This window comes from Brevundimonas kwangchunensis (assembly GCF_039523815.1).
Lineage (GTDB): Bacteria > Pseudomonadota > Alphaproteobacteria > Caulobacterales > Caulobacteraceae > Brevundimonas > Brevundimonas kwangchunensis.
This window is the reverse complement of record NZ_BAAAGA010000001.1, coordinates 922,165-937,984: the sequence shown is the minus strand read 5'-3', so window position 1 is coordinate 937,984 and position 15,820 is coordinate 922,165. Positions and strand designations below refer to the sequence as shown.

Annotated in this window: 16 protein-coding genes; 8 read left to right on the top strand and 8 right to left on the bottom strand. The window is 68.2% G+C overall.

Going from position 1 to position 15,820, the window contains the following annotated elements; translation table 11 throughout:
• The first annotated feature begins 26 nt into the window (after positions 1 to 26).
• The 6 genes from rsfS to ABDZ95_RS04495 all read left to right on the top strand — a co-directional run bounded on the left by rsfS (position 27) and on the right by ABDZ95_RS04495 (position 5,365).
• The gene (gene rsfS / locus ABDZ95_RS04520) at positions 27 to 431 is read left to right on the top strand and encodes a ribosome silencing factor (protein WP_343791028.1); all 405 of its coding nucleotides are present in this window, start codon (positions 27 to 29) and stop codon (positions 429 to 431) included.
• A 15-nt stretch (positions 432 to 446) separates the two neighbouring features.
• Complete coding sequence (gene rlmH, locus ABDZ95_RS04515; RefSeq protein WP_343791026.1) at positions 447 to 911, top strand: 23S rRNA (pseudouridine(1915)-N(3))-methyltransferase RlmH; 465 nt, start codon at positions 447 to 449, stop codon at positions 909 to 911.
• Positions 911 to 1,981, top strand: coding sequence for a murein hydrolase activator EnvC family protein (locus tag ABDZ95_RS04510; protein ID WP_343791024.1), 1,071 nt, complete (start codon positions 911 to 913; stop codon positions 1,979 to 1,981). Before rlmH ends, ABDZ95_RS04510 begins: the two co-directional genes overlap by 1 nt.
• 140 nt (positions 1,982 to 2,121) lie before the next feature.
• Positions 2,122 to 3,495, top strand: a complete 1,374-nt coding sequence (locus ABDZ95_RS04505; RefSeq protein WP_343791022.1) for a S41 family peptidase — start codon at positions 2,122 to 2,124, stop codon at positions 3,493 to 3,495.
• A gap of 102 nt (positions 3,496 to 3,597) precedes the next feature.
• The gene (locus tag ABDZ95_RS04500; protein ID WP_343791019.1) at positions 3,598 to 4,794 is read left to right on the top strand and encodes a divergent polysaccharide deacetylase family protein; all 1,197 of its coding nucleotides are present in this window, start codon (positions 3,598 to 3,600) and stop codon (positions 4,792 to 4,794) included.
• Positions 4,795 to 4,891: 97 nt separating this feature from the next.
• Positions 4,892 to 5,365, top strand: a complete 474-nt coding sequence (locus tag ABDZ95_RS04495) for an RNA pyrophosphohydrolase (protein WP_343791016.1) — start codon at positions 4,892 to 4,894, stop codon at positions 5,363 to 5,365.
• Here ABDZ95_RS04495 and ABDZ95_RS04490 read toward each other — a convergent pair.
• The 7 genes from ABDZ95_RS04490 to ABDZ95_RS04460 all read right to left on the bottom strand — a co-directional run bounded on the left by ABDZ95_RS04490 (position 5,362) and on the right by ABDZ95_RS04460 (position 11,533).
• Positions 5,362 to 5,838 (bottom strand): hypothetical protein, encoded by a 477-nt coding sequence (locus ABDZ95_RS04490; protein WP_343791013.1) that lies wholly within the window; start codon positions 5,836 to 5,838, stop codon positions 5,362 to 5,364. The two genes, ABDZ95_RS04495 and ABDZ95_RS04490, sit on opposite strands and share 4 nt — an antisense overlap.
• Before the next feature lie 112 nt (positions 5,839 to 5,950).
• Positions 5,951 to 6,280, bottom strand: coding sequence for a DMT family transporter (locus tag ABDZ95_RS04485; protein ID WP_343791010.1), 330 nt, complete (start codon positions 6,278 to 6,280; stop codon positions 5,951 to 5,953).
• Between the two features lie 342 nt (positions 6,281 to 6,622).
• The gene (locus tag ABDZ95_RS04480; RefSeq protein WP_343791007.1) at positions 6,623 to 6,892 is read right to left on the bottom strand and encodes an ATP synthase F1 subunit epsilon; all 270 of its coding nucleotides are present in this window, start codon (positions 6,890 to 6,892) and stop codon (positions 6,623 to 6,625) included.
• Between the two features lie 2 nt (positions 6,893 to 6,894).
• On the bottom strand, positions 6,895 to 8,439 hold the full coding sequence (atpD, locus tag ABDZ95_RS04475) for a F0F1 ATP synthase subunit beta (protein ID WP_343791004.1): 1,545 nt from the start codon (positions 8,437 to 8,439) through the stop codon (positions 6,895 to 6,897).
• 43 nt (positions 8,440 to 8,482) lie between these two features.
• The gene (locus ABDZ95_RS04470) at positions 8,483 to 9,361 is read right to left on the bottom strand and encodes a F0F1 ATP synthase subunit gamma (RefSeq protein ID WP_343791001.1); all 879 of its coding nucleotides are present in this window, start codon (positions 9,359 to 9,361) and stop codon (positions 8,483 to 8,485) included.
• Between the two features lie 33 nt (positions 9,362 to 9,394).
• Positions 9,395 to 10,927 carry a F0F1 ATP synthase subunit alpha gene (gene atpA / locus ABDZ95_RS04465; RefSeq protein WP_343790998.1) on the bottom strand — a complete coding sequence of 511 codons (1,533 nt, stop codon included), beginning with the start codon at positions 10,925 to 10,927 and terminating at the stop codon, positions 9,395 to 9,397.
• A 51-nt stretch (positions 10,928 to 10,978) separates the two neighbouring features.
• Positions 10,979 to 11,533, bottom strand: a complete 555-nt coding sequence (locus tag ABDZ95_RS04460) for a F0F1 ATP synthase subunit delta (RefSeq protein WP_343790995.1) — start codon at positions 11,531 to 11,533, stop codon at positions 10,979 to 10,981.
• Positions 11,534 to 11,792: 259 nt separating this feature from the next.
• Here ABDZ95_RS04460 and ABDZ95_RS04455 point away from each other — a divergent pair, with 259 nt between their 5' ends.
• Together ABDZ95_RS04455 and ABDZ95_RS04450 are read left to right on the top strand one after the other, a co-directional pair.
• Positions 11,793 to 12,665: a TerC family protein gene (locus ABDZ95_RS04455; protein ID WP_343790992.1), complete on the top strand. Its 873-nt coding sequence runs from the start codon at positions 11,793 to 11,795 to the stop codon at positions 12,663 to 12,665.
• Positions 12,666 to 12,667: 2 nt separating this feature from the next.
• The gene (locus ABDZ95_RS04450; protein ID WP_343790989.1) at positions 12,668 to 13,495 is read left to right on the top strand and encodes a glutaminyl-peptide cyclotransferase; all 828 of its coding nucleotides are present in this window, start codon (positions 12,668 to 12,670) and stop codon (positions 13,493 to 13,495) included.
• A gap of 46 nt (positions 13,496 to 13,541) precedes the next feature.
• On the opposite strand, the gene ABDZ95_RS04445 is transcribed toward ABDZ95_RS04450, so the two are convergent.
• Entirely contained in the window at positions 13,542 to 15,719 is a 2,178-nt protein-coding gene (locus tag ABDZ95_RS04445; protein ID WP_343790986.1) for a primosomal protein N', read from the bottom strand.
• Positions 15,720 to 15,820: the final 101 nt, after the last annotated feature.

The window sequence follows — 15,820 nt, the reverse complement described above, 5'->3', positions numbered from 1 at the left end:
ACGCCGTTTCGAACACCGCCCACGAGATGGATGAGTTCGAACCGCTCCGATCGGAAGACGGTCCGCAGGCTCCCCTCCCCGTCGGCTCCACCGATCTCGAAAACGCCATTCTGGCCAAGCTCGACGACGACAAGGCGCAGGACATCGTCCTGATCGACCTGCGCGGCAAGAGCCCCATGTCCGACGCCATGATCGTGGCCTCGGGCCGCTCGCACCGTCACGTCGGCGCCCTCGCCGACCATCTGCAGCGTCTGATGAAGGAAAAGGGTCTGGGGCGCGTGAAGGTCTCGGGCCTGCCGCACTGCGACTGGGTTCTGCTGGATGCGGGCGACGTGATCGTCCACCTGTTCCGCCCGGAAGTCCGGACCTTCTACAACATCGAGAAGATCTGGTCGGTCGAGAGCGGTCACCGCACCGACAGCCGCGCCTGATCCGCTGATCGCCGGATGAAGCTGGGCGTCATCGCCATCGGCAAGCCGGGGCGAGGACCCGAGGCGACGCTGGCCGCCGACTATGCCGAGCGCGCGACCCTGGCCGGGCGGGCGCTCGGGCTTGGTCCGCTCGAACTCATCGATCTGGAACCGCGCAAGCCGGGCAAGGCGCCCGAGGCCGAGCTGATCCTGAAGGCCGCCGAGGGCGCGCATCTGATCGCGTGCGACGAGCGGGGCAAGACCTGGGCGAGCCGCGCCTTCGCCGACCATATCGCCATGCTAAGGGATCGGGGCGAGCGCAAGCTGGTCTTCGCCATCGGCGGCGCGGATGGGCTGGACGAAAGCGTGCGGGCGGCGGCGTCCTCGACGCTCGCTTTCGGGCCGCAGACCTGGCCGCATGCGCTGGCGCGCGCGATGCTGGCCGAGCAGCTGTATCGGGCCGTGACCATTCTGGCCGGATCGCCCTATCATCGGAACTGATGCGTCCCGTCGCTCTGATCCTTGTCCTGTCCGCCCTCGCCCTTCCCGTCGCTGCCGCGGCGCCGCAGGAGCGGGATGTCGCGCGCCTGCAGGCCGAGTACCGCGACGAGAGCGCCCGCGCGCGCCGTCTGAGGGCCGAGGCCGATCAGGCCGCGCACGAGATCGCCGATCTGGATCGCCAGCTGGCGTCCCTGCGCACCGCGGTCGGACAGGACGACGCCCTGATCTCCGGCCAGCGGGCCCGTCTGCGCGATCTGGGTCAGCGCGAAGCGGCGCTGGTCGCCGAGATGTCCCGCAATCAGGGCAAGCAGTCGCGGCTGCTATCGGCCCTGCAGATGATGTCGCGCAAGCCGCCGCCACCTTTGCTGGTGCCCGCGGACAAGGCGGTGGACACAGTCCGGGCCAGCATCCTTCTGCGGGCCATCGCGCCGGAACTGCAGGCGCGGGCGAAAGCGCTGTCGGACCGGCAGGCGGAGATCGTGCGCATCCGGCGGCTGGCGGCCCTGAACAGCGAGCAGCTCTTCACGACGGAAAGCGCCCGGGGCGATCGTCGGGCCGAGATGGAGAACCTTTCCGCCCGCAAGGCGGCGCTGCAGTCGGTGCTGGTCGCCGAAGCGCGGGCGGCCGAACGGGCGGCGCGGACGCTGGAGGCCCGACTGCGCAGCCTCGGCGCCGCCGTGCCTGCTGCGGACGCCGAGGTCGAGACGACCGCGGCCCGCCTGCCGGCCGGACGCAACAGCCTCACCCCGCCGGTTTCGGGGGCGCCCTCGGCCCGGTTCGGCGGGCGATCCTCGGGCTGGCGCTGGCGCGCGGATGCGGTCGAGGCGGTGGCTCCGGCGGCCGGGCGCGTGGTCCATGTCGGGCCGCTGTCGGGCTGGGGCGAGGTCGTGATCCTCGATCTGGGACCGGGTTGGCGCGCGGTGATCGCCGGGCTGGACGACGTCTCCGTCGAGGAAGGCGCGCGCGTCTCGGACGGACAGGCGCTGGGTCGATCGGCGCAGGATGGCGAGGTTTATTTCGAACTGCGTCGCGAAGAACGGCCGGTCGATCCGGCGCCGTGGCTCAACTGATCGCAAACTCGGGTGAAATCGCTTCCCAAGCCTTGATGACGCTGATTTTATCCGCGGATCGCCGCTCGGCCACGATTTGGACGCGGGTGGATCGACACTGACGCCATGGGTCACGTTCCTGACCCGCCGAAAGAAGACGAATGCGCAAGTTGCTGATGATCGGCGCCGCCGCCGCCACCGTGATCGGTCTGGGAGCGGCCACCGCCGCCGGGCAGACCCCGCGGAACGAAGCCTTCCGCATGATCGGTCTGTTCGGCGACGTGCTGGGCATCGTCGAGCAGGCCTATGTGGTGCCGGTCGACGACAAGAAGCTGATCGAGGCGGCCCTGCAGGGGATGATGGGGGCGCTGGACCCGCACTCGGACTATCTCGCGCCCGAAGGCTACAGCCAACTGCGCGAGCGGACCGAAGGGCACTACTCGGGCGTCGGCCTGACCATCTCGTCGGACGGCGGGCTGGTGAAGGTCATCTCGCCAATGGATGGCGGCCCGGCCGCCCGGAACAACGTCCAGGCCGGCGACGTCATCTCCTCCATCGACGGACAGAACGCCTCGGGCCTGACCGTCAGCCAGGTGTCGGAGAAGCTGCGAGGCGCTGTCGGCACCTCGGTCAAGGTGACCTTCCTGCGCGACGGCGAGGAGCCGCGCGAGGTCACCCTGACCCGCGAGGTCATCCGCATCGAGTCCGTCACCGGCCGCATCGAGGGCGAGTTCGCCTATCTGCGCGTCTCGGCCTTCAACGAGAACACCGGCCGGGAGCTGAACGAGACCATCGAGCGCCTGAAGCGCGAGAACCCGGCGATCAAGGGCTATGTCCTCGACCTGCGGAACAACGGCGGCGGCCTGCTGGATGCGGCCATCGCGGTGTCGGACGCTTTCCTGGAACGCGGCGAGATCGTCAGCCAGCGCGGCCGCAAGCCGGATCAGATCCAGCGATACTCCGCCACGCGCGGCGACCTGACCGGCGGCCTGCCGGTCGTGGTGCTGATCAACTACGGCTCGGCATCGGCATCGGAGATCGTGGCCGGCGCCCTGAAGGATCACCAGCGCGCGACGATCGTGGGCCTCACCAGCTTCGGCAAGGGCTCGGTCCAGACCGTGATCCCGCTGCGCAACGGCGCGGACGGCGCCCTGTCGATCACGACGGCGCGCTACTACACGCCGTCGGGCGCCTCGATCCAGAAGGTCGGCATCGAGCCGGATCTGGAGGTCGCCCGTTCGGCCGCCGAGGCGCGGATCGTGTCGCGGTCCAGCTTCATCTATTCCGAAGCCGCCTACGCCACGGCGCTGGACGCCTCGATCGGCGCCGAGCGCAAGGGTCCGCACACCCCGCACGAGGCGCCGGGCGAGGACTACGACAAGGACAAGGACTATCAGCTGGAGCGGGCGCTGGACGTGCTGCGCGCCGGCGGGGTCCTGACCCGTCTGGCTGCCGCGCCGGAAGGCATCGTTGTCACTGATCCGAACGCCATCGTGGTGGCCGCCAACGCCGCGGAGCCCGAAGGCGGCGAATGACGCCGACATGGATAACGGCGCGTTAGGCTTTCTTAACCGACGCCCGTCAGTGTGAGCGCGAGGGAGTCCGTGGCCACGGACTTCAACGAGCCGCCCTGATCCATGTTCGCAAAGCGCCAGTCCGTTCTCGCCGCCACCGCCGGAGCTCCTCCGGAGAAGGCGACCCTGCGCGACCGCCTTTCGGTCGTGGGTCGCTTCGTGCGCAAGCCGCCTGTGGCCGTGTCTCTGGCCGGGGTGCTGCTGATCGGCGCCGCCGCCCTGTTCGTGACCGTTCTGGGTGATCCGCGCGCGGGCGCTCCATCGGCCCGGGTGGCCCTGAAGCGCAATGCCGAGACCCATGCGGCCGCCCCGATCCCGACGGGCCTAGAAGCCTTCACCATGGGCGCCGGCGGCCTCTATGCCGACCTGTCGACGGACGGTGATCCGGCGCTGAACGGCGAGGCCATCCTGACGCTGCCGGACGGCGCCGTCGTCTCGGGCGAGGGCGCGGCCGTGACCGCGCCGCGCGTCGCCGCCCGTCCGCTGACCGTCGCGCCCATCGCCGGCCTCCACCAGGCGGGCCCTGACGGCCCCCTGCCCCGCATCGCGCCGGACGGCCGCGTGCCGGCCCAGGCCTATGCCCGCCCCTTCGTCTCCGACGGTCGCCCGCGTATCGCCCTGGTCGTCGGCGGACTGGGCCTGAATGCCGCCACGACCCGCGCCGCCATCGAACGCCTGCCGGCCGAGGTGACGCTGAGTTTCGTCCCTTACGCCGAAGGCCTGCAGGGCTGGATCGATCTCGCCCGGGCGCAGGGCCATGAGGTGATGATCGAGATCCCGATGGAGCCGACCGGCTATCCGTCGACCGACCCCGGCCCCTACACCCTGCTGGCCTCGTCCGAGCCCGCCGAGATCCAGGCGCGCATGAACTGGCTGCTGAGCCGCGCCACCGGCTATTTCGGCGTGACCAACTATCTGGGCGACCGCTTCGCCGGTTCCGAAGCCGGCATGTCGTCCTTCATGGCTACCCTGCGGTCCAAGGGCATCGCCTTTCTCGACGACGGCTCCATGAGCCGCAAGCCGGGCGCGTGGTCCCGCGCCAGCGCCAACCGCATCATCGACGAGGAGCAGTCGGCCGCCGCCATCGTCGGTCAGCTGAACGCGCTGGAAGCCTTGGCGAAAGCCCGCGGCCAGTCGTTCGGCACGGGCTTCAGCTACCCTGTGACGGTCGAGGCCGTCGCCCGCTGGACCGCCGGTCTGGACGCCCGCGGGATTCAGCTGGCCCCGGCGTCGGCGATCACGCAAAGACCGGGACGATAGGAGTTAGGTTCCAAGGGCCAGGGGCCAAGGGCTAGGTTGCCGAGCCGGACCTCAGCGTCTTTCTTCCCTGATCCCAAGCCCCTAGAACCTAGTCCCCATGAGAGACCTCTCGAACTACCGCCCCAACGTCGGCGTCGTGCTGTTCCATGCGGATGGGCGCGTCTGGTACGGGCGGCGCGCGGGCACGCCGGCGCCGTATAACTGGCAGTTCCCGCAGGGCGGGGTCGACGAGGGCGAGGACTACGAAGCCGCCGCCCGTCGCGAGCTGGCCGAGGAGACGGGCGTCACCTCGGCCGAGCTGATCGGCGAGATTCAGCAGTGGGTCGCCTATGACTTCCCGGCTGACTACGGCGGGTCGAAACAGGCGCGCGGGTGGAAGGGACAGAAGCAGCGCTGGTTCGCCTTCCGCTTCACCGGCGAGGAAGCCGAGATCGACCTCGAACAGCACGAGGAGATCGAGTTCGACGCCTGGCGCTGGGGTCGGCTGGACGAAGCGCCGGACCTCATCGTGCCGTTCAAGCGCGAGACCTATGAGCAGGTCGTGTCGACGTTCGCCGCCCTGCTGATCTAGCGGATACGGGCCAGCTGCCAGCGACTGGTCTCGTCGGCGCCATAGGCGCGGAAGGTGTCGGTTCGGGTCATCCTGTTGCCGTCCCGTCGTATCGACATGGCGCGGATGTAGGGACCGTCTCCGGTCGGCATGTTGACCGCTGACCTGAAGGTGAATCCCAGTTCGCCGTCTGCGGCGGATGTCAGGGACATCGTCGGATGCTCGCCCAGAGAGGAGTAGCGGGTCGCGATCAGCCTCTCACCCTCCATCAGGAAGACCGTGATGCTCTGCTGCCCATTCGATCCGGTCCAGGTCTCAACCACGACCTTGTCACTCGACATCGTGCGGTAGTTCAACGTGAAGGGGCGGGGACGGCCAACCTCACGCCAGTCGCCGCGCATGGCCTTCAGGCTCTCGAAGGCGGCGCGATCCGGCGAGGTCTGCGGCGGTGTCACTGCCGTCAAGGCGGCCATCATGGCGATGATCGTCAGCATGCTCGGACTCCCACTGGCGCGGTCCGATGACCGCCCGGACAGGATTCGTCCGGACGGTCGATGCTGGACGCTCTACGAGAGGCTCCGGTCGTGCCGTCGCCCGTTCATCGCGTCAGTGAGCGTTTCCGCCGGGCGCGAGGCGGAACAGGACCAGACCCGACACCACCAGAACGGCGGCGAGGATGCGCATGGCGTTGACCTGCTCGCCCAGCAGGACGACGCCGACGAGGAAGGCGCCGACCGCGCCGATGCCGGTCCACATGACATAGGCCGTGCCCATCGGCAGGGTCTTCATCGACCAGGACAGCAGGGCGAAGCTGATCGCCATGAAGCCGATCGTCGCGACGCTGGGCCACAGCCGGGTGAAGCCTTCCGACTGCTTCATGAAATAGGCCCAGACGATCTCGAACAGGCCGGCGATGAGTAGGGAAATCCAGGCCATGGGTTGCGGCCCTCCTTGCAAAGGGCCGGGCCGTCCCGGACTTGGTCCGCCGAAGCGGAGCGAGGACGTGGCCTCGTCTTGCCCGGGCTATCTAGGGCGCCCGAGGCGGGGGTCAAGAGGCGGAGCGAGTACGTTGGTGGCTGGAGCGCGCGAAGTGGTTAGTGGCTAGTGGTTAGTGGTTGCCGCTTCACTGCCTCCGCCCGCCTCGAACTGGTGGTGGGCACATCAACCACTAACCACTAGCCACTTTCAGGCCGCCGCCGTCCGCCGCCTGAGCGCCGCCCAGGAAAAAGCCCCGACCAGCGGAGCTGACCGGGGCTTTTCTAATGGATCGCGACAGCCTCAGGCGGCGGTCAGTTCCGAGGCTTTCTCGGCCAGGATGGTGAGGCCGGCCGGGGTGACGTCGGCGAAGCCGCCGTGCACCTCGAACAGGCGACGGCTGGAGCCGTCGATCACGGTGACCACGCCTTCGCGCAGGGCGGTCATGAACGGGGCATGGTTGGGCAGAACGCCGAAGTCGCCTTCGACGCCCGGCGCGTCAACCTGATCCACGAGACCCGAGAAGACCTCGCGTTCAGGCGACACCAGCGAGAAGCTGAGCTTGCCGGCCATTATCAGGCTTCCGAAGCCATCTTCTGGGCCTTCTCGACGGCTTCCTCGATGGAGCCGACCATGTAGAAGGCCGCTTCCGGCAGGTGGTCGTATTCACCGGCCACGATGCCCTTGAACGAGCGGATCGTGTCGGCCAGCTCGACGAACTTGCCCGGCGAGTTGGTGAACTGCTCGGCCACGAAGAACGGCTGCGACAGGAAGCGCTGGATCTTGCGGGCGCGGGCCACGATCAGCTTGTCCTCTTCCGACAGCTCGTCCATGCCCAGGATGGCGATGATGTCCTTCAGGGCCTTGTACTGCTGCAGCACTTCCTGAACCGAACGGGCGGTGCGGTAGTGCTCCTCGCCGATGACCAGCGGGTCCATGATCCGCGAGGTCGAGTCCAGCGGGTCCACGGCCGGGAAGATGGCCTGGGCGGCGATGTCACGCGACAGAACGGTCTTGGCGTCCAGGTGGGCGAACGAGGCGGCCGGGGCCGGGTCGGTCAGGTCGTCGGCCGGAACGTAGATGGCCTGGATCGAGGTGATCGAGCCCTTCTTCGTAGAGGTGATGCGCTCCTGCAGGTTGCCCATCTCGGTGGCCAGCGTCGGCTGATAGCCCACGGCCGACGGGATACGGCCCAGCAGAGCCGACATTTCCGAACCAGCCTGGGTGAAGCGGAAGATGTTGTCGACGAACAGCAGCACGTCCTTGCCTTCCTCGTCGCGGAAGTACTCGGCCTGGGCCAGGCCGGTCAGGGCGACGCGGGCGCGGGCGCCGGGAGGCTCGTTCATCTGGCCGTACACGAGGGCGCATTTCGAGCCTTCGGTCGAGCCGTCGTTCTTGGTCGGGTCCACGTTCACGTTGGACTCGATCATCTCGTGGTACAGGTCGTTGCCTTCGCGGGTGCGTTCACCCACGCCGGCCAGAACCGAGTAACCGCCGTAAGCCTTGGCGATGTTGTTGATCAGTTCCTGCATGGTCACGGTCTTGCCGACGCCGGCGCCGCCGAACAGGCCGGTCTTGCCGCCCTTGGTGTAGGGGCACATCAGGTCGATGACCTTGATGCCGGTGACCAGGATTTCCGACGAGGTCGATTGCTCTTCGAACGACGGAGCCTCGCGGTGGATCGGGCGGAACATGTCCGTCTTGATCGGGCCCTGCTCGTCGATCGGCTGGCCGACGACGTTCATGATGCGGCCCAGCGTGCCCGGACCGACCGGCGCCAGGATCGACGAACCGGTGTCTGACACCGGCTGGCCACGGGTCAGGCCCTCGGTGGTGTCCATGGCGATCGTGCGGACCATGCTCTCGCCGAGGTGCTGGGCGACTTCCAGAACCAGGGTGAAGGGCTCGCCCGTCTTCTGGTCGACGTTCTGCGTCTCCAGGGCGTTCAGGATGGCCGGCAGCTGGCCTTCGAACTCAACGTCGACGACGGCGCCGATGACCTGGGCGATGCGGCCCGTGCCGCCGGCGACGGCGGCCTTCGGAGCGGCCTTGGCGGCGGTGGTCTTCGGCGCAGCGGGCTTGCGGGTGGCGGGTTTCTTCGGGGCGGCGGTGTCGGTCATCGGTTCGTTCCGTTCGGAAGGTCTTGTCTGTGCGGGTATCGGATCAGAGCGCTTCAGCGCCGGCGATGATCTCGATCAGTTCGGTGGTGATCTGGGCCTGGCGCTTGCGGTTGTATTGCAGCGTGAGGCTGTTGATCAGGTCGCCCGCGTTACGGGTGGCGTTGTCCATGGCGCCCATCTGGGCGCCGAAGAAGCTGGCCTGGTTCTCGTACAGGGCGGCGAGGATCTGGGTCGTGACGTTGCGCGGCAGCAGCGTCTCGAGGATCTCCTCCTCCGACGGCTCGTACTCGTACACGGCGCCGTTCAGGTCGATCGGGGCGGCGTCGCCGTCGATGACCGCCGGGATCAGCTGACGCGGGGTCGGGACCTGCGAGATGACCGACTGGAAGCGGCTGTAGAACAGGGTCACGACGTCGGCGCGGCCCTCCTCGAACTCTTCCGCGATCAGGGCGGCGATCGGCTCGGCCGCGGCCATGCCGATGACCTTGTGCTCGCTCAGCTCGAAGGTGCGGATCAGCCTGTCGCCGTACAGGCGGGTCAGGCCATCGCGGACCTTGCGGCCCACGGCGATGATCCGGACGTCCTTGCCGGCGGCGATCAGGCCGTTGATGCGCTCACGCGCAGCGCGGATGACGTTGGTGTTGAAACCACCCGCCAGACCCTTGTCGCCGGTGGCGACGACCACGAGGTGCTTCTGGTCCGAACCGGTGCCGGCCAGCAGCTTGGGGGCGCCGTCGCCGGACACGCCGGCCGCCAGGTTGGCGATGACGGCGGCCATCTTCTTCGCGTAGGGGCGGGCGCTTTCGGCCTGATCCTGGGCGCGCTTCAGCTTGGCCGCGGCGACCATGTTCAGGGCTTTCGTGATCTTCTGCGTGGACTTCACGCTGTCGATCCGATTGCGCATTTCCTTGAGGCTGGCCATCCGGCGCTACTCTCTCGCTATCCGGTCAGGGTCTCAGGCGAAGGTCTTGGTGAAGGCTTCCAGCACCGACTTCAGCTCGGTCTCGAGCTCGGCGGTCAGGTCCTTCTTCGTGCGGATGCCTTCCAGCAGGCCCGGGTTCGACGCCTTGATGCGGGCCAGCAGCTCGCTCTCGAAGCGACCGATGTCCGACACGGCGACGCCGTCCAGGTAACCGCGGGTGCCGGCGTAGACCGACACGACCTGCTCTTCCATGGTCAGCGGCGCGTACTGCGGCTGCTTCAGCAGCTCGGTCAGGCGGGCGCCGCGGGCCAGCAGCTTCTGGGTCGAGGCGTCGAGGTCCGAACCGAACTTCGCGAAGGCGGCCATCTCACGATACTGGGCCAGCTCGCCCTTGATGGTGCCGGCGACCTTCTTCATCGCCTTGGTCTGGGCCGACGAACCCACGCGCGACACCGAGATGCCGACGTTCACGGCCGGACGGATGCCCTGGTAGAACAGGTCCGATTCCAGGAAGATCTGGCCGTCGGTGATCGAGATCACGTTGGTCGGGATGTAGGCCGACACGTCGTTGGCCTGGGTTTCGATCAGCGGCAGGGCGGTCATCGAGCCCGAGCCGTAGTCGGCGTTCAGCTTGGCCGAACGCTCCAGCAGGCGCGAGTGCAGGTAGAAGACGTCGCCCGGATAGGCTTCGCGGCCCGGCGGACGGCGCAGCAGCAGCGACATCTGACGGTAGGCGACGGCCTGCTTCGACAGATCGTCATAGACGATCAGGGCGTGCATGCCGTTGTCGCGGAAGAACTCGCCCATGGCGGTGCCGGCGAACGGAGCCAAGAACTGCAGCGGGGCCGGTTCCGAGGCGGTGCAGGCCACAACGATGGTGTAGTCGAGAGCGCCCGATTCCTCGAGCGTCTTCACGATCTGGGCGACGGTCGACCGCTTCTGACCGATGGCCACGTAGATGCAGTACAGCTTGGCCGACTCGTCGTCGGTGGCGTTGACCGACTTCTGGTTCAGGATGGTGTCGATGGCGACGGCGGTCTTGCCGACCTGACGGTCACCGATGATCAGCTCGCGCTGGCCGCGGCCGACCGGGATCAGGGTGTCGATGGCCTTCAGGCCGGTCTGCATCGGCTCGTGCACCGACTTGCGCGGGATGATGCCCGGAGCCTTCACGTCCACGCGGCGGCGCTCGTTCGAGACGATCGGGCCCTTGCCGTCGATCGGCTCGCCCAGCGGGTTAACGACGCGGCCCAGCAGGCCCTTGCCGACCGGCACGTCCACGATCTCGCCGAGGCGGCGGACTTCGTCGCCTTCTGCGATGGCCGAGTCGGAGCCGAAGATCACGACGCCGACGTTGTCGCGCTCGAGGTTCAGGGCCATGCCCTTCACGCCGGCCTTCGGGAACTCGACCATTTCACCGGCCTGGACGTTGTCCAGACCGTGGATGCGGGCGATGCCGTCGCCGACCGACAGCACCTGGCCGACGTCCGAGACGTCGGCTTCAACGCCGAAGTTGGCGATCTGCGACTTGAGGATGGCCGAGATTTCGGCGGCGCGGATGTCCATTTGGATCTCTCTGTCTTCGTCTCTTGATGCGCGGTGAGGCGCCGTATCGGGTTAGGCGCGCTTCAGCGCGAACTTCATCTGGTCGAGCTTGGTCTTCAGCGAGGCGTCGAACAGCTTCGAGCCCACCTTGACCTTCAGGCCGCCCAGGATCGACGGATCGACCCGGGCCGTCAGTTCGGGATCCTTGCCCAGCGACGTGCGCAGGGTGGTCTGGATCGACTCCAGCTGGACGGCGGTCAGCGCCTGGGCCGACACGACCTCGGCGGCGACCAGGCCCGTCTTCTTCGCGTACAGCGCCTCGAAGGCGGCGATCGTCGACGTCAGGTCGCGGGCGCGGCCATTCTGGGCCAGCAGGCCGAGGAAGTTGCGGGTCACGCCATTGAACTTCGCCTTGTCGGCGATGGCGACCAGACCCTTCGTCTGATCTTCCGACGTCAGCACCGGCGAGGTCGCCAAACGGCGCAGATCCGCACTCTCGATCCACGCGGCGCGCAGGGACTTCAGGTCCGCGCGCACGGCGTCCAGAGCGCCATTTTCGTCTGCCAGGTCGAACAGCGCTTGTGCATAGCGCTCACCGACTTCCGTCGTTCTGAAATCGTCAGCCACTTATAAGGTCCGCGCGGGTTAGCGTTCGGGTTGAGGCCGGCCGCGTCTCCGCGCCGACCAAAGGCTTGAAATGCTTGAAGAAAGCACTTTGGGGACGCGTTCAGTAACGCGCCCTCCGGCTCAGCCGGGCGCCTGATAGCACCCCTGCCCCCGCATCGCAACCGAGACAGGCCGCCGCATTGCGCCGGATTGCCGGACCTGCAACCGCGCAGGTACACAAGGCATTCAACGGCCAGCCCAACAGGAGCGCCACCCCCCGATGTTCGACTTCACCCCTCTTCTGAACGACCCGACCGCCTGGGCGGCTCTGATCACCCTGGTGGTGATGGAGGTGGTTCTGGGCATCGACAACCTGATCTTCATCTCGATCCTGTCGAACAAGCTGCCGCCGGAACATCGCCAGCGCACCCGTCGTATCGGTATCGGCCTGGCCCTGATCATGCGCCTGGGCCTTCTGGCCACCATCGGCTGGATCGTCGGCCTGACCGCGCCGGTCTTCAACCTCGGCTTCCATGGCGCCCTGCTGGATCCCGCGTGTATCGAGACAGCGGCCAACCATTGCGCCCGCAACTTCGACACCGCCTTCAGCTGGCGCGACCTGATCCTGATCGCCGGTGGCCTGTTCCTGCTGTGGAAGGCCACCAAGGAGATCCACCACGCCACGGACACGACGCCGTCCCACGCCCTTCTGGAGAAGGACAAGAAGGACGTCGTGATCAACAACGTCGGATCGGCCATCTTCCAGATCATCATTCTTGACCTGGTGTTCTCGATCGACTCGATCTTGACCGCCGTCGGCATGACCGACCACGTCGTCGTCATGATGATCGCCGTCGTCTTCGCCGTTCTGGTGATGCTGCTGGCCGCGGACCCGCTGGCCGAGTTCATCGACAAGAACCCGACCGTCGTGATGCTGGCGCTGGGCTTCCTGCTGATGATCGGCGCGGTGCTGATCGCCGACGGCTTCGGCGTCCACGTGCCCAAGGGCTATATCTACGCCGCCATGGCCTTCTCGGCCATGGTCGAGGGTCTCAACATGGTGTCCCGCAACGCGTCGGCGAAGAAGAGAGCCGCCGAAGAGGCTCACCAGGCCCAGCTCAACAAGGCCGAGACGGCCGAGCCCGGCGTCTGACCATGCGCGCGGCGGCGGTTGGAGTAGCCCTGCTGTTCCTGCCGATGGCGGCGGTCGCCCAGACCGCCGCCCCGCCCGCTCACACGCCCGCTCAGGCGCCCGCGACCGCAGAGGCCCCGCCGCCGGTCGCCATTCCCTTCCACGGGTTTGAGGTGGTCCGCGCCTGGCCCCACGACCGGGAAGCCTTCACCCAGGGCCTCATCTGGCACGACGGCGGCCTGATCGAGAGTACGGGGCGCTTTCCGTCCACCGTCCGGCGCGTCCGGCTGGAGGACGGCGAGGTGCTGCGGCTCCAGACGTTGGACACCGAGTATTTCGGCGAGGGCCTGACCGAACTGAACGGCAAGGTCTTCAGCCTGACCTGGCGCAACGGCCGGGGCTTCATCTGGAACGCCGGGACCCTCGAACGCACGGGCGAGTTCGCCTACGAGGGCGAAGGCTGGGGGCTGACGACGGACGGGACGCGCCTGATCCTGTCGGACGGCACAGACCGTCTGCGCTTCCTCGACCCGGACACCTTCGCAGAGTCCGAGCCTGTCCACGTCACCTTCAACGGCCAGAGCCTCACCCAGCTGAACGAGCTGGAATGGATCGACGGCGAGGTCTGGGCCAACGTCTGGCAGACCGACTTCATCGTCCGCATCGACCCGACGACCGGCGCGGTCAAAAGCGTGGTCGACCTGCGCACCCTGATGCCGGACCGCACCGGCATGGACCCGGCCGACGACGTACTGAACGGCATCGCCTGGGACCCGGAGGGCCGCCGGCTGTTCGTGACCGGCAAGAAGTGGCCGTCGGTGTTCGAGATCCGGCTGACCGGCCCGCAATAGCCATCGCGCTCAAGCAGCGAGCCGCCGCGCGGCGAGCGTTAGCGCCCTACAGGAAACTGTAGGGGTCCACGTCGACGTTCAGACGCACCGACGCCGGCACCTTCACGCGGCTGAGCCAGACGCGCAGGAAGCCTTGCAGATCCACATCCCGATCCGCACGGACCAGCAGGCGTTTGCGTCGCCGACCACGCACCAGCGCCAGCGGCGCATCCGCAGGCCCGTAGACCTCCAGACGCTCGGCGTTCGGGATGGCCTCGGCCAGTTCCCGCGCGACCTTCTCGACGGCCATGGCGTTCTCGCTGGAGAGGATCAGGGCGGCCAGCCGGCCATAGGGCGGCAGGGACGCGGCCTCGCGCTCGGCCATCTCCGCCTCGACGAAGGCGTCACGATCGCCCGCCGCCAACGCCTGAAGCACCGGATGCTCCGGCGTCCAGGTCTGCAGCAGGGCCCGGCCCGGCCGGTCGGCGCGACCCGCCCGACCGGTCGCCTGGGTCAACAACTGGAAGGTCCGCTCGGCCGCCCGCAGGTCGCCGCCGCGCAGGCCGAGGTCGGCATCCACCACGCCCACCAGCGTCAGACGCGGGAAATTGTGGCCCTTGGCGGCGGCCTGGGTCGCGACGAGGATGTCGATCTCGCCGTCCGCCATAGACTGGATCAGCGCACGCGCCGACTTGCCGTCCGTCACGGTATCGGAGCTGAAGACGGCCGTGCGCGCGTCGGGGAAGAGATTGCGGACCTCCTCCTCGACCCGCTCCACCCCGGGGCCGACCGGCACGAGACTGTCCTCGGCCCCGCAGGAAGGGCAGATGCGCGGCTTGGCCATGGAAAAGCCGGTCAGATGGCAGACCAGCCGGCCGGTGTAGCGATGCTCGACCAGCCAGCTGTCGGTGTCCGGAGCGGTCAGGCGATGGCCGCAGGCACGGCAGAGGACCACCGGCGCATAGCCCCGCCGGTTCAGGAACAGCAGGGCCTGCTCGCCCTTCAGCAGGGTCTCGCCGATCGCCTCGCGCAACGGCTGCGACAGCCAGGTCTGCGGGTCGGGCGGATTGGGACGGAGGTCCAGCAGGTCGACCCGCGGCAGGACCGCCGCGCCGTGCCGCGCGCCCAGCTTCAGCCAGCCATACCGGCCCTGATGGGCGTTCCACAGCGTCTCCAGCGATGGCGTCGCCGAGGCGAGGACCACCGTCGCCTCCTCGATCCGCGCCCGAGCCACGGCGAGGTCCCGGCCGTGATAGACCAGCCCCTCCTCCTGCTTGAACGAGCCGTCGTGCTCCTCGTCAACGATGATCAGGCGCAGGCTTGCATAGGGCAGGAACAGGGCCGAACGGGCGCCGACCACGATGTTGCACCGACCGGCCTGCACGGCCTCCCAGACCTGCCGTCTGCGCGGCGGGGCGACGCCGGAGTGCCACTCGGCCGGGGCGACGCCGAAGCGGGCGGTGATGCGCTCGATCACCGCCTGGGTCAGGGCGATCTCGGGCAACAGGATCAGGATCTGCGCCGATGGATCAGCCTTCAGCGCGCGGGCGGCGGCTTCCAGATAGGCCTCGGTCTTGCCGGACCCGGTGACGCCATCGAGCAGGAAGGGTTTGAACCCGCCGGTCGATACGGCCTCGCCTATCGCATCGGCGGCGGCAGCCTGGTCCGCATTGAGCGTCGCAGGGGCATGGTCCGGATCGGGCGCGTCGAAGGCGGCAATCGCCTCGATCTCGATCGTTTCCAGCACGCCCTCGTCAAGCAGGCCTTTCACCACGCCCGACGACACCCCGGCGGCGCGGGCGAGATCCGGGCCGGGCATGGAGCGTTCGCCCAGCGCCTCCAGCACCGCCGTGCGCGCAGCGGTCGGACGAGACGGCTGGCGATCACCGACGCGACGCACGCGGCGCTCGGGCTTGGGCCTCGGCGCGCGCAGGCCTTTCAGCGCGGCAGACGCCATCTCCCCCGGCGCACTGAGCGTCCAGCGCGCGGCCCATTCGACGAAGTCCACCGTCCGCTCCGGCAGGCGCGGATCGTCCAGCACATGGTCGATGGCCTTCAGGCGACGGTTCGAACCGGTCGTCTCGCGCGCCTCGGACACCACGCCACGCATGAGCCTCGGCCCCAGCGGCACGGCCACCTGATCGCCACGCGCGACCTCCAGCCCCTCGGGCACCTCATAGTCGAAGGCCTCGGGCACCGGTAGCGGGATGAGAACGGATGCGACTTTCACCTGATCCTCCCCCATCGGGGGAGGGGGACCGCCCGAGGGGTGGTGGAGGGGTTGGTTTGCGCCTAGCGCCCCACCGCGTGCAGCGCCGCGCCGTGCTCGCGAAGCCATTTGCGGAA

Excerpts from the sequence above, each read along its gene's own strand:
- rsfS (WP_343791028.1), top strand. The coding sequence starts at position 27 with ATGGATGAGTTCGAACCGCTCCGATCGGAAGACGGTCCGCAGGCTCCC.
- rlmH (WP_343791026.1), top strand. The coding sequence starts at position 447 with ATGAAGCTGGGCGTCATCGCCATCGGCAAGCCGGGGCGAGGACCCGAG.
- ABDZ95_RS04510 (WP_343791024.1), top strand. The coding sequence starts at position 911 with ATGCGTCCCGTCGCTCTGATCCTTGTCCTGTCCGCCCTCGCCCTTCCC.
- ABDZ95_RS04505 (WP_343791022.1), top strand. The coding sequence starts at position 2,122 with ATGCGCAAGTTGCTGATGATCGGCGCCGCCGCCGCCACCGTGATCGGT.
- ABDZ95_RS04500 (WP_343791019.1), top strand. The coding sequence starts at position 3,598 with ATGTTCGCAAAGCGCCAGTCCGTTCTCGCCGCCACCGCCGGAGCTCCT.
- ABDZ95_RS04495 (WP_343791016.1), top strand. The coding sequence starts at position 4,892 with ATGAGAGACCTCTCGAACTACCGCCCCAACGTCGGCGTCGTGCTGTTC.
- ABDZ95_RS04490 (WP_343791013.1), bottom strand. The coding sequence starts at position 5,838 with ATGCTGACGATCATCGCCATGATGGCCGCCTTGACGGCAGTGACACCG.
- ABDZ95_RS04485 (WP_343791010.1), bottom strand. The coding sequence starts at position 6,280 with ATGGCCTGGATTTCCCTACTCATCGCCGGCCTGTTCGAGATCGTCTGG.
- ABDZ95_RS04480 (WP_343791007.1), bottom strand. The coding sequence starts at position 6,892 with ATGGCCGGCAAGCTCAGCTTCTCGCTGGTGTCGCCTGAACGCGAGGTC.
- atpD (WP_343791004.1), bottom strand. The coding sequence starts at position 8,439 with ATGACCGACACCGCCGCCCCGAAGAAACCCGCCACCCGCAAGCCCGCT.
- ABDZ95_RS04470 (WP_343791001.1), bottom strand. The coding sequence starts at position 9,361 with ATGGCCAGCCTCAAGGAAATGCGCAATCGGATCGACAGCGTGAAGTCC.
- atpA (WP_343790998.1), bottom strand. The coding sequence starts at position 10,927 with ATGGACATCCGCGCCGCCGAAATCTCGGCCATCCTCAAGTCGCAGATC.
- ABDZ95_RS04455 (WP_343790992.1), top strand. The coding sequence starts at position 11,793 with ATGTTCGACTTCACCCCTCTTCTGAACGACCCGACCGCCTGGGCGGCT.
- ABDZ95_RS04450 (WP_343790989.1), top strand. The coding sequence starts at position 12,668 with ATGCGCGCGGCGGCGGTTGGAGTAGCCCTGCTGTTCCTGCCGATGGCG.
- ABDZ95_RS04445 (WP_343790986.1), bottom strand. The coding sequence starts at position 15,719 with ATGGGGGAGGATCAGGTGAAAGTCGCATCCGTTCTCATCCCGCTACCG.